Genomic DNA, 14,334 nt, shown 5'->3' with positions numbered 1-14,334 from the left:
GAGTCCGCCGCCGCCGTCCGCAGGGCCGCCCGCGAGATCGGCGAACAGGTCGCCTGCGACGCGCGCTACGTGGGCCGGGTCGAGGCCGGCGAGATCCGCTGCCCCAACTACGCGTACGAACGCGTCTTCCTGCACATGTTCCCCGGGCTGACCCTTCAGGACCTGGGCTTCAGCGCACGTGAACAGGTACGTGGCAGAGCCGCCCGGACCACGGCCGCCAGGACCTCGGCGCAACCCCCTCCGGCTCCCCCGCCGCCCCCGCCGTTCGTCGCCGCGAACGGCACACGCGACGACGGCGACAGCGGCGAAGGCGATACCGGCGACACCAGCGAGGAGAGCGATGTGCTGCGTCGCGCATTCATGACGAGCGGCCCCGTCACGGTGATGGCCGCGACCCTCGGTCTCGGCGGTACGCCCGCCGCGGCCGTGCCCGCCCCCCGCCGGGCCGGCGACGCCGAGGTGGACGCCGTCGAGGAGGCCGTACGCCGGATCCGGCTGCTCGACGACCGGTACGGCGCCGACGGCCTCTACCGGCAGGCCGCCCGCCCGCTGCGCGCCGCGTACGCCCTGCTCGACGCGGGCACGGCCACCCGGCGGTCCACCGCGGACCGGCTGCACTCGGGCGCGGGCGAGCTGTCGATCTCGGTGGGCTGGCTGGCCCATGACTCCGGCCGGTTCTACGACGCGCGCTCGCACTACGGGGAGGCGCTGGCGACCGCGCGGGTCGCGGCCGATGCCGCGCTGGAGGCGCACGCCTTCTGCAACATGTCGTTCCTGGCGAGGGATTCGGGCCGGTACCACGAGGCCGTGCGTGCCGCGCAGGCCGGCACCCGGGCCGCCCGGCGGCTCGCCTCGCCCCGGCTGCTGTCGCTGCTCGCGCTGCGGGAGGCGGGCGGCTGGGCCGGGCTCGGCGACCGTACGAGCTGCGAACAGGCGCTGTCCCGGGCGCACGATCTCTTCGAGCGCGGCTCCTCGGAGACGGACCCCGAGTGGATGTCCTTCTTCGGCGAACCCGAACTGGAGGCACAGGAGGCGCTCTGCCACGGGGCGCTGGGCGACTGGGCACGGGCGGCCCGGCACGCGTACCGCGCGACCGTCCTCCAGGACCCGCACTTCGCCCGCAATCTCGCCCTCTACCGCGTGGAGCTCGCCACCGACCTGGCCCGCGCGGGCTCGCCGGACGCGGCGGCGGTGGCCGGCGGGCAGGTGCTCGACCTGCTGGACGGGGTGCAGTCGTCCCGTATCCACACCAAGCTCGCGGGCACGGCGCGGGTGCTGCTGCCGCAGCGGCGGCTGCCCGAGGTACGGGCCTTCCTGGAGCGGCACGCGGCGACGAACGCCCGCGCGTAGTACGGGCCACCGCCCCGGCCGCACCGAGCCCGGGTCAGTCCGCCAGATGCGCCGTGTCGTTCCAGACCTCGATGGCCGGGAGTCCGTACGCCCAGCCCAACACCGAGACCGAGGTCGGGGCGAGCCGGACGCGCGCCGCGAACGCGATGTCCTCGCCCAGCCAGCGCGCCCCTATCGCGCGCAGGATGTGGCCGTGGGCGAAGAACAGCACGTCCCGGTCGGCCGAGCGCGCCCACGCTATGGCCTCGTCCGCGCGGGCCGAGACCTGCGCCAGGCTCTCGCCGCCGGGCACGCCGTCGCGCCAGATGAACCAGTCCGGGCGGTCCGCCTTGATCTGGGCCGGTGTCATGCCCTCGTACGCGCCGTAGTCGAACTCCATCAGCGCGTCCCACTCCTCGGCCCGCTCGCCGAAGCCCGCCAGCGCGCAGGTCTCGCTCGCGCGGGACAGCGGGCTGGTACGGATCTCCGCGTCCGCGAGACCCGACCAGGGTGCCTGGCGCAGCCGTTCGCCCAGCAGCTTGGCGCCCCTGCGGCCCTCGTCGAGCAGGGGGATGTCCGTCCTGCCCGTGTGACGGCCGGAAAGCGACCAGGCCGTCTGGCCGTGCCGGGCGAGGAGGATGCGCGCTGCCATGGGGGCTCTCCCTGAGGTTCACAACGGGTGCCGCTCCATCATCGCGTACTTGAACGACGGGCAACCTCCCGGGTGATACAGGCGTCCACCTTTCCGTTGGGCGGCGTTGGCCGGGGATGCCCCCGAACGACAGTCCGGGGATACACCCGGCCGGTGGATGCGGTGACGTACACCGTACGGTTGAACATCGGCCGAAACGCGCATGAATTCACGATGGAGAGCGCCAGAATGCCACGCAGCGCCGCCGCCGGCGCCACAGCCAGCGCCCGCGACGGCATACCCGCGAGGGCGGTCGGCGCGGGTACGGCACAGATCGCGGGTACGGCACAGATGGGGCACCGGCCGGGCGCCCGGCCGCGCTGGTGGGCCGAGCTGGCGCTGGTCGCCCTCGTCTACGCCGCGTACTCGGCGGGCCGGCTGCTGGCGCGCGGCGACGAGTCGACAGCCGTCGCCCATGGTCTGGCGATCCTGCGAATAGAGAAGGCGCTGTACCTCAACGCCGAGCACCCGCTCAACCGGCTCTTCACCGGCACCCCGGCACTGGGTGTGCCCGCCGACTTCGTCTACGCCTCGCTGCACTATCTGGTGACCCCGGCCGTACTGGTGTGGATGTTCCGCCACCGCGCCGCGTTCTACCGGGCCGCGCGGAACTGGCTGATGCTCGCCACCCTGCTCGGGCTGGCCGGCTTCACCCTGCTGCCCACCTGCCCGCCCCGGCTGCTGGCGGCGCGGCACGGCTTCGTCGACACCATGGCGCACTTCAGCGAGTACGGGTGGTGGGGCGACGAGGCGAGCGCGCCGCGCGGTCTGGGCGAGATGACCAACCAGTTCGCGGCGATGCCGAGCCTGCATGTCGGCTGGGCCCTGTGGTGCGGGGTGCTGCTGTGGCGGCACGCCCGTACCCCGCTGGTGCGCCGGCTGGGGGCGGCGTATCCGGTCGTCATCACCGTGGTGGTGATGGGGACGGCGAACCACTACTTCCTGGACGCGGTCGCGGGGGCGGCGGTGATGGCGGCGGGGGCGCTGCTGACGAGGCCGGCGCTGCGGGCGGCGGACCGGACACGGGACCGCGTCCGGGCCGCGATGACCGTACGGTCCGGGCGGTCCGGGCCGCGGCCAGCCCTGTCACGGCTGTTCACCGTGCCCGCGCAGACGCCCCCGGAGTCCCCGGAGTCACAGCCGCGGCCTCACGCATCGCCGATTGTCAGTGGCGGATGCGAGACTTCCGCGGGTGAGCGATTCCCTGGGCGGCGGACCCGCGGCAGCACCCCCGGCACCTCCTCCGCAGACGACACTCCGGCGACGGCTCGCTGAGCTGCGCGGCCCCTCCGTCGCGCCCCATCCGCTCGACGCCCGTGCGCTGGCGGCCCTCGCCGCCAACCCCGGCTGCAAGCGGCGGGCGCTGCTGGACGGTGCGGGGGTCGACAAGAAGGCGCTCGCGAAGGCGCTGGGCTCCCCCGCGCCGTTCGGACAGTCGCAGTTCGCGTTCATGCGGGGGAACGCGTTCGAGGCGAAGGTCAAGGCCGACGGGGGTACGGAGCTGCTGCAGCTGCTGGCGGAGCGGCTCGGCGGCGAGGCACCGCCGCCCGCGCCGGGCGAGGTGTCGGTACCCGATCTGTCGGCGGCGGGACCCGAGGGGCGTACGGCCCGTACGGCGCTGGCGCTGCGCGAGGCCACGGAGTCCGGGGGCTGGGCCCTGCTCGACCATCCGCTGCTGGCCCTCGATGTGGCGGGCTCGCCCGCGTATCTGGAGCCGGACGCGGTGGTGGTGCGGCCGGACGGGCGGTGGACGGTCGTGGAGATCAAGTCCTTCCCGATGATCGACGGTTCGGCCGACGCGGCGAAGGTGGGCGCGGCGGCGCGGCAGGCCGCGGTGTACGTCCTGGCGCTGGAGCGGGTCGCGGGCCGTACGCCGGGGGCGGAGGTGGGCGACCGGGTGCTGCTGGTGTGCCCGAAGGACTTCTCGAACCTGCCGACCGCGTCGGTCGTCGACATACGCAAACAGCTTTCGGTGACGCGCCGTCAGCTCACCCGGCTGACCCGGGTCGAGGACATCGCGTCCGCGCTCCCCGAGGGCACCACCTTCGACGTCACCCGCTGCTCCGGCGCCGAGCTGACCAGCGCGGTCGAGGCGGTCCCGGCGGCCTACGCCCCCGAGTGTCTCTCCGCCTGCGAGCTGTCCTTCCACTGCCGCGACCGCGCGAGGGAGAGCGGCGCGGTGGAGGCGCTGGGCCGGAGCGTACGGGGCGAACTGGGCGCGCTGACCACGGTGACGGCGGTGCTGTCGGCGGCACACGGGGACACGGGGGATCCGGGCGACCCGGCCGTGATGGCGCTCCGGAGAGCGGCGGCGCTGCGGGCGGAGGCCCTGGCAGGCTCGGGGGCACCGCCCGGCGCGGGGGCACTTGTCGGCGCGGACGCCCCGGCCGGCGCGGGGGCGCCGGAACGAGGGGTGGGCTGATGTCGCTGATCAGTACGCTCGCGCGGCTGGAGGCCATGGCGAGCGGGCAGGCCGGGCCGCTCGCGACCGTACGGCACCGGCGGATCTCGGACCGGCCGCTCGTGCTCGTACCGCTGACCACGGCGGGCGAGGCGGGCGCGCCGCTCGGGGCGCTGGTCGGAACGGACCGGGACGCGCCCCGGCTGCTGACGGTCGCGCAGCCGCGCGACCGCGATCTGCGGTTCACGTTCCTCGCCGAGCTGGCCGAGGCCGTGCTGCCGTATCTCGACGCGTACGCCGATGTGGTCGAGCCCGCCGAGCGGAGCGAGACCGACCCGGAGACCGGGAAGCGGGTCAAGGCCGAGGTCGAGCTGTGCGTGGACGCGCCGCAGATCATCGTGCCGAGCCGCCCCGGGATCGACTTCGTACGGCTGCTGGGGCGGTCGATGCGGTTCCGGCGCACCGCGGAGGAGGACCCGGACACCCCGTATCCCGCGCCGCCGCGCGTCCCGCTGCTCGGCCGCTGGCTCACGCACTACGGCGAGCGAGCCCGGGTGCCGGGCTCCTCGCTGCTGCTCGCGGCGACCGATCTGCTCAACCGCCACTGGGCGACCGGCCAGTCGAGCCTGGAGGACCAGCACCTCGGTGCGCTGCTCGCCTGGATCGATCCGCCCGGCGAACTGTCCGGCGCGGAGGCGGCGTCGCGGGCGGAGGTGGAGCGGGACAGGGGCGGGCAGTTGGTGTGCCCGCCGGCCGGGCCCGCGACGGACCCGGCGTTCGACAACAAGCTGCTGGCGCCCGCGGTCGAGCGCTACGACCGGGCCCGCCAGGAGCTGGCGGCGGCCGAGGACGGACCGGACGCGGACGAGCGCCTCGCCCGGCTCACGGCCGCCGAGCGGGACATCCGCGCCCTGCTCCACGGGGTCATGCGGCCGGCCTGGGACGCGGTGTGGCACGGCCTCGACCTGCTGCGCGAACTGCCGGAGGGGGCGCGGGTGGAGGAGCGCTGGACGCGCGACCGCTGGTCGTTCACCGGCCATCGCGACCGGGTGCGCGCCGGTGAGCCGCCGCAGCCCCGGCGTGACGACGCCGTGACGGCCGCGCAGAAGCTCGCCACGCGTGAGACGGCGCAAGCGCAACTGGACGCGGCGGAGGCGCTGGACGATCCGCTGGTGCTGGCGGGGCGCAGGCTCTCCGGCGAGGCGTTCGTCGGGGAGGTGACGGAGGTCGTGATGGCGTACAGCGAGAGCAAACGCCCGAGCCCCCGCCCGCTGGTCACGGTCCGCACCGACGACCGGCCGTATCTCGGCGAGCGTACGAAGGTGTTCCGCTCGCTGGACGGCAGACCGCAGTCGGCGGAGTTCGTACGGTACGAGAATGCCCCGGACGGCGACGACGGCGAGGACGGGGAGCGGGTGCTCGTGCTGCGGCTGACCGACCGTATGGGCCGCGCCAAGGAGCCCGCGCCCGGCTCCGTACCGGACAAGGGCGACCGGATCGCCTGGACGCTGTTCGAGCACGACCAGCGCGGCGGCCCGAAGCTGCCGGATCCCGAAGAGGCCCCCTGGACCCACGGCGGCCCGCCGGGCACGGCGGGCGCTGAAGGCACGGCGGCTCCGGCGCACGCTCCCGACCCGGTGACCGAGGAGGACTTCCTGTGACTGCGACCAGACGGCGCCGCCCCGGCCGCCGCGCGTTACCGGGCACCGGCCCCCACGCACCGCGAAGCAACCGCCCCGGCACCGCGCCCCGCTCACCAGGAGCCGCCCGATGACCGCACCGGCCACACCCGACGCCGTGCCCCGTCCCGTACCGGTCGGCGCGCCCTTCGATCCCGGCGCCGCCGCGGCCCGGGCCACCGACGCGATTCTGCGGGACACCCTGGGCGCCGCCCACCGGGGTGTCGTCGTCGACTCGCCGCCCGGCGCCGGCAAGTCGACCTTGGTCGTGCGGGCCGCGCGCGAACTGGCCGCAGCGGGGCGGCCGTTGATGGTCGTCGCGCAGACCAACGCACAGGTGGACGATCTGGTCGCCCGGCTCGCCGAGAAGGAGCCGGAGCTGCCGGTCGGCCGGCTGCACAGCAATGACCCCGATCCGTACGACCGGGCGCTGGACGAGCTGCCGAACGTCCGCAAGTCCGCGAAGGCGGCGGAGCTCGCGGGCCTCGACGTCGTGATCTCCACGGCCGCGAAGTGGGCCCATGTGCAGGGGGTGGAGCCCTGGCGGCACGCCATCGTCGACGAGGCCTACCAGATGCGCTCGGACGCGCTGCTGGCCGTCGCCGGGCTCTTCGAGCGCGCGCTGTTCGTCGGTGATCCCGGCCAGCTCGACCCGTTCAGCGTGGTGGGCGCGGACCAGTGGGCGGGCCTGTCGTACGACCCGTCGGCGAGCGCGGTCTCCACCCTCCTGGCGCACAACCCCGGTCTGCCCCAGCACCGGCTGCCCGTCTCATGGCGGCTGCCGGCGTCGGCGGCGCCGCTGGTGTCGGCCGCGTTCTATCCGTACACGCCCTTCCGCAGCGGTACGGACCACGGCGACCGGCGGCTCACCTTCAGGGTGGCGTCGGACGGCTCGGGGCCCGACCGGGTGCTGGACGAGGCGGCCGAGTCCGGCTGGGGGCTGCTGGAGCTGCCCGCGCGGCGCACGCCCCGTACGGACCCCGAGGCGGTGCGGGCCGTGGCCCTGGTGGTGCGCAGACTGCTGGACCGCGGGGGCGCGGCCGTCAGTGAGCGCGCCCCCGGCGCGGTGCCGGTGACGGCCGACCGGATCGCGGTCGGTACGGCCCATCGCGACCAGGTCGCCGCGGTGCGGGCGGCCCTCGCGGAGCTGGGCGTGGCCGGAGTGGCGGTGGACACGGCGAACCGGCTCCAGGGCCGCGAGTTCGATGTGACGGTCATGCTCCATCCGCTCTCCGGCCGTCCGGACGCCACCGCGTTCCATCTGGAGACGGGCCGGCTGTGCGTGCTCGCCTCCCGGCACCGGCACGCCTGCGTCGTGGTCTGCCGGGCGGGCGTCGCGGAGCTGCTGGACGAGCATCCGTCGACCGAGCCGGTCCAGCTCGGGGTGACGGTGAAGTTCCCGGACGGCTGGGAGGCGATGCAGTCCACCTGGGAGCGCTGGTCGAATCACCGGGTGTCCTGGCGCCCCTGAGCCGCGCCGCCGGACCGCACCCGGAAAGCGCTCCCCGGACCGCCGCGCGGGCCGTTCGTACGCCGGGCGGCGCACGCCTGGAAGGCCCCCTTGCGCGGAGCGGGACAATGGACGGTGGCCAGGCCCTGTGGGGCCTGTACACGCACGAGCAGCAGGAGGAAAGATGCCGGATCCCGAGCGGAGCGAGCGGCGGCTGCGGCCCGCACCGCTGCTCTTCGACCCCTCGGAGGCGGTCGCCGACCCCGAGCACTTCTTCGATCTGGAGTCGCTCGACGACCCCGCGGAGCTGCTGGCCAGGGCCACCGAGCTGACGCTCGCGTTCCGCGCGGCGGCCGACCGTGCGGTCGAGTTCCAGGCGCTGGCCGCCGCCCAGCTCGCCGATCCGCGCCGCTTCGACCTGCTCACGACCGAGGACATCGCGCGCCGCGCGGAGTGGACCGAGGACTACGCGAAGAAGATGGTCGAGTTCGGCCGCGACCTGCTCCGCGGCGAAGGGATGGGCCCCGTCTGACGGATGGCCCGAGCCGGCAGGCCGGGCCGGCGGATGGCCGGAAGCGTGCGGCCCGGGCCAGGGGCGGGATCCCCTGGCATATGCCGCGGGGCAGGTTACTCCTCCGCGGACTTCGCTGCCGGAATTTCGGCGAACTCTCTGGAGTACCGGGGTTACTGGCGGTAGACCTGGATGTCATGAGCGCATGGCCACGAGACGCAGCCCCCCAGAGCCCCGGCACCCCTCTCCGTACGAGCCCCGGTGCGAGCGACGACGAACGCCGTGCCGACCTCGCCGCCCTCCTCCATGACGGCGGCGAAGGCGGCTCCGTCGCCACCGGCGGCGAAGGAAGCGGCGCGAGCGGACGGAGCACCGAGGACCGGCACCGCCCCGCCGCCCGTATCACCCCGGCCGGCGCCGACTGGCTCGCCTCCGCCGCGGCCTCCCCCCGCTCCACGCTCTCCCGCTGGGCCGCCCGGCCGACCGCCCCCACCGTGCTCACCTGCGGCTCCGCCTTCGATGTGGTGAGCGTCCCCTGCGTCTTCGGCCGGCGCATGCTGGAGCGGCTCTGGGCGGAGGGGCCCGGCTCGGGCCCGGTCGCCGCGTACCGCGACCGTACGCTCCTCTTCGCCGTGCCCGGCACCGCGCAGCGGCTGCCGTCCCTGCTCTCCTGGCAGCGCTGGGACGGTACGGGGGCGGGCGGCCGGGACGAGACGGCGCCGCCGCTGCTCTGCCACGGTGTGGGCGACGCCGTGACCGTACCGCCGCTGCTGCCCGGCGCCCCCTCCGGGCCGCACTGGCTGGTCGCCCCCGAGACCCGCCACCCCTGGCTTCCGGGCCCCGAGGTCCTGCTCTGGGCCTGTGTACGGGCGGCGCGCGCGACGCTGCGGGCGGCCCGCGCCGCGGCCGGGCCCATACCCCGGCCCCGGACCGGCGCCACACCGGACAGACTGCCCCAGTCATGCTGCTGACCACCGGAAACGGCCTCCGGAGCGGTGCCGGTATATCGATTTTTCCTCCCGCCGATCCGGGTGCTAAGGTCTACGACGTCAGCAGGCGCCGCTAGCTCAGTTGGTTAGAGCAGCTGACTCTTAATCAGCGGGTCCGGGGTTCGAGTCCCTGGCGGCGCACAGACGGGAAGAGGCCCTTCGCCATCGGCGAGGGGCCTCTTTCGTGCCACCACGGTGCCGTGCACGCGAGCCGCTGGGCCGCGCCGGCGACGGAGCCATGGCCCGTATCAGGGCGCCGGGGTGATCTTGACCGTCCAGGCGCCCCCGCGGGTACGGTCCGCCACCTCCACCTTCGTACGCTCCCCCGGCACCGTGAACGTCTCGCCCACCCCCAGCGGCGCGTCCGCCAGCGGCGGGTACACCGACTGGTCCCAGCAGGCCCGGCTCTGCGGATGCGCGTCCACCACCTCGACCGGACCGCCGCCCGAGGCCGCGCCGCTGCGCACGCGGTAGATCAGCACGCCCTCGGTGCAGGTGTCGAGGTCGTTGCCGGTCGCCGAGCGCGCCTCGATCACCAGGGCGGAGCGGTCGCCGGTCCTGACGACCGCCAGCCTCGTTCCCGTACTCCCGGCGACGGTCGGCGCGGCGGAGACCGGTTCCAGGCTGAGCAGACTCGTACCGGACGGCGCCACGCACCGCACCTGGCTCCGATCGAGCCAGCCCAGCTTCCACTTGTGCCAGCCGAAGAGATCCGGGGACATCCCGAACTGGCTGCCCATCACGTCCCAGTCGCCGACATAGGTGTCCCAGTCGCCCTTGCCGTCCACCGGCCGGTGGTAGAGGTCCGGCAGATCGAAGACATGCCCGGTCTCGTGGGCCAGCACATTGCGGTCCGGCGGATGGCGCTCGAAGACGGTGACGATGCGCTTGATCTCCGTACCGTCCGCCCGCATCGGCTGCTCGAAGTTGACCACCTTCGTGGCGTCGGAGTCGACACCGGGCGCCTCCGGGTCGGCGACCAGATAGACGACGTCGTAGCGGGAGAAGTCGACCAGCGGATCGGCGGCGGCCACCGCGTCCCGCAGATAGGCCGTGCGCCGCGCGGGCTCCCAGTCGCGCCGCATCCCGTACGCCGTCGACGGGTGCGGCATCCGGGCCCAGCGCAGCTTGGGGTGCGGCCGCAGGGTGAACTTGCCGTACGAGGCCTGCTCGTAGAAGCGGCTGGTGGCCGGGAAGTGATCGGCCACCAGTTCCGCGGGATCGGGCAGCTTCTTGGAGTCGGGGAAGGAGAGGAAGACCATCACCGCGTCGAGGGGGCGGTCCGGGCGCGGATAGGCGGCGTTCCAGGTGTCCAGACCGACGGAGTGGTGCGCCGAGCTGCGGGGCAGTGCGCAGGGTCCCTCGGAGACGGCGTCGGCGGCGGGGCCCGTGACGAGGGAGGTGGCGGCGAGCGCCGTGAGGGAGGTGAAGGCGGCCGCGGTCCTGCGCAGGCGGGGCCGGTCCACTCCTCCCGGTGGCTGTGGACGCTCCACGTCGACCTCCGGCTCCGGATTGGTGGATCCCTCACCCACCCTGTGCCGTTTTGGGACGATACGCCCTGTTCCGCTGCCCCACACGGGTGAGGAGTGTCACGTCTTCCGTACGACACCCCGACGGGTCACGGAACGTCACGGGATGTGAAGGCCCGGACCGGCCGGGCCACAGGCAGGCAGAAACGATCGCCCGGCGGCGGGGCGGGTGCCCGCGACGCTCCCGTCGCGGACCCCGGAGCTGGAACGGCCGCCCGGGCTCCCTCTATGATCGGCACACTTTCCCTGGCCGGCCGTCCCGATCACTCGGTACGACTCTGTACGACACGACTGCACCGCGGGAGCGAGCCGTGAGCGGAACCTCCGAAGGGCCGCATGGGCCGCACCGAACGGCGGTCGTGCCGCAGGACGGCGACGGACCTCCGAGCGCCCAGTCGGTGACGGAACGTCATCCTCTCGGCAGAGTCGAGACGGGCCCGGCCGACGCCCGCGGAGCCGACGCGCGCGGAGCCGGCATCGGCAGAGCGGGCATCGGCAGAGCGGGCACCGGCGGCACCGGCCACGGCCCCGCCACCGCCGATGCCGGTGCCAACACCGACGCCAATGCCGATGCCAACGCCGATGCCGATGCCGACGAGCGCGACTATCGCGGTGCCTTCCACGCCGCCCAGCTCGCCATGGCGGTCCTCGACGGCAACGGCACCGTCATCAGCGCCAATGACGCGCTCGCCGCCCTCCTGGGCACCCGGACCGCCGCGCTGCTCGACCAGTCCGCCGCCGATCTCGTCGATCTCGCCTCGGACAGCCGCACCTGGCACGCCTACCGCGCGGTGCTGGACACCCACCGCTCGCGCTTCCGCTGCACCCGCCGCCTCAAGCACTCCGACGGGCGGACCCTGTGGGCCGAGGTCACGGTCGCGCCCGTACCGGAGAGCGGCACCTCGCTGCTGTCGATCACCGACATCAGCGACCGGCGCGAGCTGCAGGCGCGGCTGCGCCATCTCCAGATGCACGACCCGGTGACGCGGCTCCCCAACCGGACCCTGTTCTTCGAACGGCTCGCGTCCGCGCTGGAGACCTCGGCGCTCGACGCCTCCTCGTACGGCACGGGACCGTACGGCGGCGGCATGTACGGCACGGGCACGTACAGCACCGGAGCGTATGCCCGCAGCGGCGCCTACGGCGATACCAGGGGCGATGGCAGAACAGGGCGGATCGGCCTCTGCTATCTCGATCTCGACGGCTTCAAGGCCGTCAACGACACCCTCGGCCACCGCACCGGCGACCGGCTGCTCGCCGCCGTCGCGACCCGTCTCACCGAATGCGCCGACCAGGACGGATACACGCGCAGCGGCGGCCACTTGGTGGCCCGGCTCGGCGGCGACGAGTTCGCGATCCTGGTCGAGGACTCCACCGGCACGGAACAGCTCGCCGATCTCGCGCGCTCCGTGCTCACCGCCCTCCAGCGCCCCTTCGACCTGGCCGGGCAGCGGCTCTCGGTCTCGGCCTCGATCGGGGTCGTGGAGCGCGCCGCGCAGGGCACCACGCCGACCGGTCTGATGCAGGCCGCGGACACCACGCTGTACTGGGCCAAGGCCGACGGCAAGGCCCGCTGGACCCTCTTCGACCCGGAGCGCAACGCCCACCGGATGACACGGCAGGCGCTGACCTCGCGGCTGCGCCCTGCCGTCGAGCGCGAGGAGTTCGTGCTCCAGTACCAGCCGCTGGTGGGCATGGCCGACGGGACCGTACGGGGGGTGGAGGCGCTGGTGCGCTGGAATCACCCGCAGTTCGGGACGCTCTCGCCGAATCGGTTCGTCGGTATCGCCGAGGAGGACGGGTCGATCGTCCAGCTCGGGCGGTGGGTGCTCCGTACGGCCTGCCGCCAGGCCCGGCGGTGGCAGCTCGACCACCCCGGCGCCCGGCCGCTGTTCGTGAGCGTCAATGTCGCCGTGCGCCAGGTCTGGGACTCCGATCTGGTCGCGGATGTGGCGGAGATCCTCGCGGAGACCGGTCTCGTACCGCATCTGCTGCAACTGGAGCTGACCGAGTCGGCGGTGATGGGCTCGGCGGGCCGGCCCCTCCAGGCGCTCCAGGCGCTGAGCGACATGGGCGTACGGATCGCCATCGACGACTTCGGCACCGGCTATTCCAACCTCGCGTATCTCAGCAGGCTGCCGGTCTCAGTGCTCAAGCTGGACGGCTCGTTCGTGCGCGGGTTCCGGTACGACGACGGGGTCCATCCGAATCCCGCGGACGAAACGATCGTCGAGGCGCTGGTCCAGCTCGCGCACCGGCTGGGGCTGACGGTGACCGCGGAGTGCGTGGAGACCTCGGGGCAGGCGGCGCGGCTCCAGCGGATCGGCTGCGACACCGGGCAGGGCTGGCTCTTCTCCCGCCCGGTGGCGCCGGAGCGGATCGCGGAGATGATCGCCGCGAGCGCTCAACCGGCCGGCTGAGCCGCGCGCCGGCCCGGCCCGGCCGGTCCGGCCGCTGCTTCAGACCGCGAGTCCCAGGGCGAGGGTCGCGGCGGACAGCGCCAGGAACGGGTACTGGAAGCCGAACGAGTAGTCCCGTACCCGCAGATGAACCGCTATGGCCAGCACGAAGAACAGCACCAGCCCGCCCGCCGCGGCGATACCGAGCGCCGGGATCCGGAAGCCGGCCAGCAGTCCTAGCACGGCCGCCGCCTTGGGCACGCCCAGCGCGGGCATCCACGAGCGCGGCACCCCCGCCGCGTCCATGCCGACGGCGACCTGTTCGTACCGTACGAAGTCGCACACGGCGGAGAAGACATTGGCGGCGGCCGTCACGGCCGTGACCACCACAAAGGCGATGAACATGAGCCGCTCCCGGGTCAGTTGAGGAATTCGGCGGCGTGGTCGGCCGTCCACCGGGCGTATGTACGGGCCGGGCGGCCCAGTACGCGCGCCACCTCGCCGGTCACCACCGCGGGCCCGCCCACGGTCGTCGCGAGATAGCCGAGCAGCGAGTCGGCCGCCGCCTCGTCCACCCAGGGGTTGTGCGCGAGCATCGCCCGCTTCGCCGCCTCCGGCGGTATCTCCTCGTACCGCAGCGGACGCGACAGCGCCTCGCCGAGGATCTCCACCTGCCGCGCGGTGGTGAGTCCCTCGGGCCCGGTCAACGGGAGTGCCCGGCCCAGCAGTTCGTCGCTGAGCAGGGCGCGTACGGCGACCGCCGCCAGGTCCGCCTCGTCGATCGGCGCGGTCCAGGCACCCGCGTACGGACCGCGCACCACATCGCCCGCGGCGAGCTGCGCCTTCCACTGGAAGGCGTTGGAGGCGAAGCCGCCGGGGCGCAGATGGGTCCACTCGGGGACCGCCGCCTCGACCGCCGCCTCCAGTTCGCGGTGGACCGCGGCGGCGCTGCCCTCGCCCGCGGTCCTGTCCTCCGAGACGACCAGCGAGGAGAGGGTGACCACGCGCCGTACCCCGGCGGCCTTCGCGGCGGCGAGCAGGGGGCGGGGGCCGCCGGGGACCGCGGCGAGGTTGAGGACGAGCGCGGTCACGCCGTCGAAGTCGGGGGCGGCGCTGTCGCAGGGTTCGGCCCCGGCGGGGAGTCGCACGGTGCCGGGGGTACGGGTCAGGGCGCGTACCTTCACGCCCTTCGCGGCCAGTTCCGCGAGGAGCGGGCGGCCGAGGTTTCCGGTGGCTCCGGTGACCATGATCATGGTGGGGTTGCCTCTCGTAGGTCGATGCGGTGGGTCCGAGTGCACGGTTGCTTACCGCGTCCGGTGAGTTACGTTCTGTGCGCGCGACCGCGTACGCGCGGCC

General features: G+C 74.0%; 12 protein-coding genes and 1 tRNA gene. 9 read left to right on the top strand and 4 right to left on the bottom strand.

All coding sequences use genetic code 11. The annotated features are described in order from the left end of the window. On the top strand, positions 1–1,350 hold a 1,350-nt coding region (locus WH07_RS24495), incomplete at its 5' end, for a tetratricopeptide repeat protein (protein WP_232789044.1). A gap of 34 nt (positions 1,351–1,384) precedes the next feature. Here WH07_RS24495 and WH07_RS24490 read toward each other — a convergent pair. Next, positions 1,385–1,981, bottom strand: a complete 597-nt coding sequence (locus WH07_RS24490; RefSeq protein ID WP_046504047.1) for a histidine phosphatase family protein — start codon at positions 1,979–1,981, stop codon at positions 1,385–1,387. 330 nt (positions 1,982–2,311) lie between these two features. On the opposite strand from WH07_RS24490, the gene WH07_RS24485 reads away from it, so the two are divergent. The 7 genes from WH07_RS24485 to WH07_RS24455 all read left to right on the top strand — a co-directional run bounded on the left by WH07_RS24485 (position 2,312) and on the right by WH07_RS24455 (position 9,191). Further along, complete coding sequence (locus WH07_RS24485; protein ID WP_046504064.1) at positions 2,312–3,295, top strand: phosphatase PAP2 family protein; 984 nt, start codon at positions 2,312–2,314, stop codon at positions 3,293–3,295. After that, complete coding sequence (locus WH07_RS24480; RefSeq protein ID WP_046504045.1) at positions 3,213–4,442, top strand: hypothetical protein; 1,230 nt, start codon at positions 3,213–3,215, stop codon at positions 4,440–4,442. The genes WH07_RS24485 and WH07_RS24480 overlap by 83 nt, the downstream gene beginning before the upstream one ends. Further along, complete coding sequence (locus WH07_RS24475; protein ID WP_046504043.1) at positions 4,442–6,082, top strand: hypothetical protein; 1,641 nt, start codon at positions 4,442–4,444, stop codon at positions 6,080–6,082. Before WH07_RS24480 ends, WH07_RS24475 begins: the two co-directional genes overlap by 1 nt. Before the next feature lie 109 nt (positions 6,083–6,191). Then, on the top strand, positions 6,192–7,571 hold the full coding sequence (locus WH07_RS24470) for an AAA domain-containing protein (RefSeq protein WP_046504041.1): 1,380 nt from the start codon (positions 6,192–6,194) through the stop codon (positions 7,569–7,571). A 163-nt stretch (positions 7,572–7,734) separates the two neighbouring features. After that, the gene (locus tag WH07_RS24465; RefSeq protein ID WP_046504038.1) at positions 7,735–8,082 is read left to right on the top strand and encodes a hypothetical protein; all 348 of its coding nucleotides are present in this window, start codon (positions 7,735–7,737) and stop codon (positions 8,080–8,082) included. Positions 8,083–8,462: 380 nt separating this feature from the next. Next, complete coding sequence (locus WH07_RS38015; RefSeq protein WP_232789046.1) at positions 8,463–9,032, top strand: bifunctional DNA primase/polymerase; 570 nt, start codon at positions 8,463–8,465, stop codon at positions 9,030–9,032. 85 nt (positions 9,033–9,117) lie between these two features. Continuing rightward, positions 9,118–9,191: transfer RNA gene (locus WH07_RS24455), tRNA-Lys, on the top strand. 107 nt (positions 9,192–9,298) lie between these two features. On the opposite strand, the gene WH07_RS24450 is transcribed toward WH07_RS24455, so the two are convergent. After that, a complete protein-coding gene (locus tag WH07_RS24450) occupies positions 9,299–10,543 on the bottom strand; it encodes a M6 family metalloprotease domain-containing protein (protein WP_079023525.1) in 1,245 nt (414 codons plus the stop codon). A gap of 347 nt (positions 10,544–10,890) precedes the next feature. On the opposite strand from WH07_RS24450, the gene WH07_RS24445 reads away from it, so the two are divergent. Further along, entirely contained in the window at positions 10,891–12,999 is a 2,109-nt protein-coding gene (locus tag WH07_RS24445) for a putative bifunctional diguanylate cyclase/phosphodiesterase (protein ID WP_046504032.1), read from the top strand. Between the two features lie 39 nt (positions 13,000–13,038). Here the strand turns inward: WH07_RS24445 and WH07_RS24440 are convergent, their stop codons facing one another. Together WH07_RS24440 and WH07_RS24435 are read right to left on the bottom strand one after the other, a co-directional pair. Then, the gene (locus tag WH07_RS24440) at positions 13,039–13,383 is read right to left on the bottom strand and encodes a DoxX family protein (RefSeq protein ID WP_046504030.1); all 345 of its coding nucleotides are present in this window, start codon (positions 13,381–13,383) and stop codon (positions 13,039–13,041) included. 14 nt (positions 13,384–13,397) lie between these two features. Further along, on the bottom strand, positions 13,398–14,225 hold the full coding sequence (locus WH07_RS24435; protein ID WP_232789043.1) for an NAD(P)H-binding protein: 828 nt from the start codon (positions 14,223–14,225) through the stop codon (positions 13,398–13,400). Positions 14,226–14,334: the final 109 nt, after the last annotated feature.

It is taken from the genome of Streptomyces odonnellii (genome assembly GCF_000981895.1).
GTDB classification, from domain to species: domain Bacteria; phylum Actinomycetota; class Actinomycetes; order Streptomycetales; family Streptomycetaceae; genus Streptomyces; species Streptomyces odonnellii.
The sequence above is the reverse complement of the archived record's forward strand: the minus strand, read 5'-3'. Positions and strand labels throughout refer to the sequence as shown.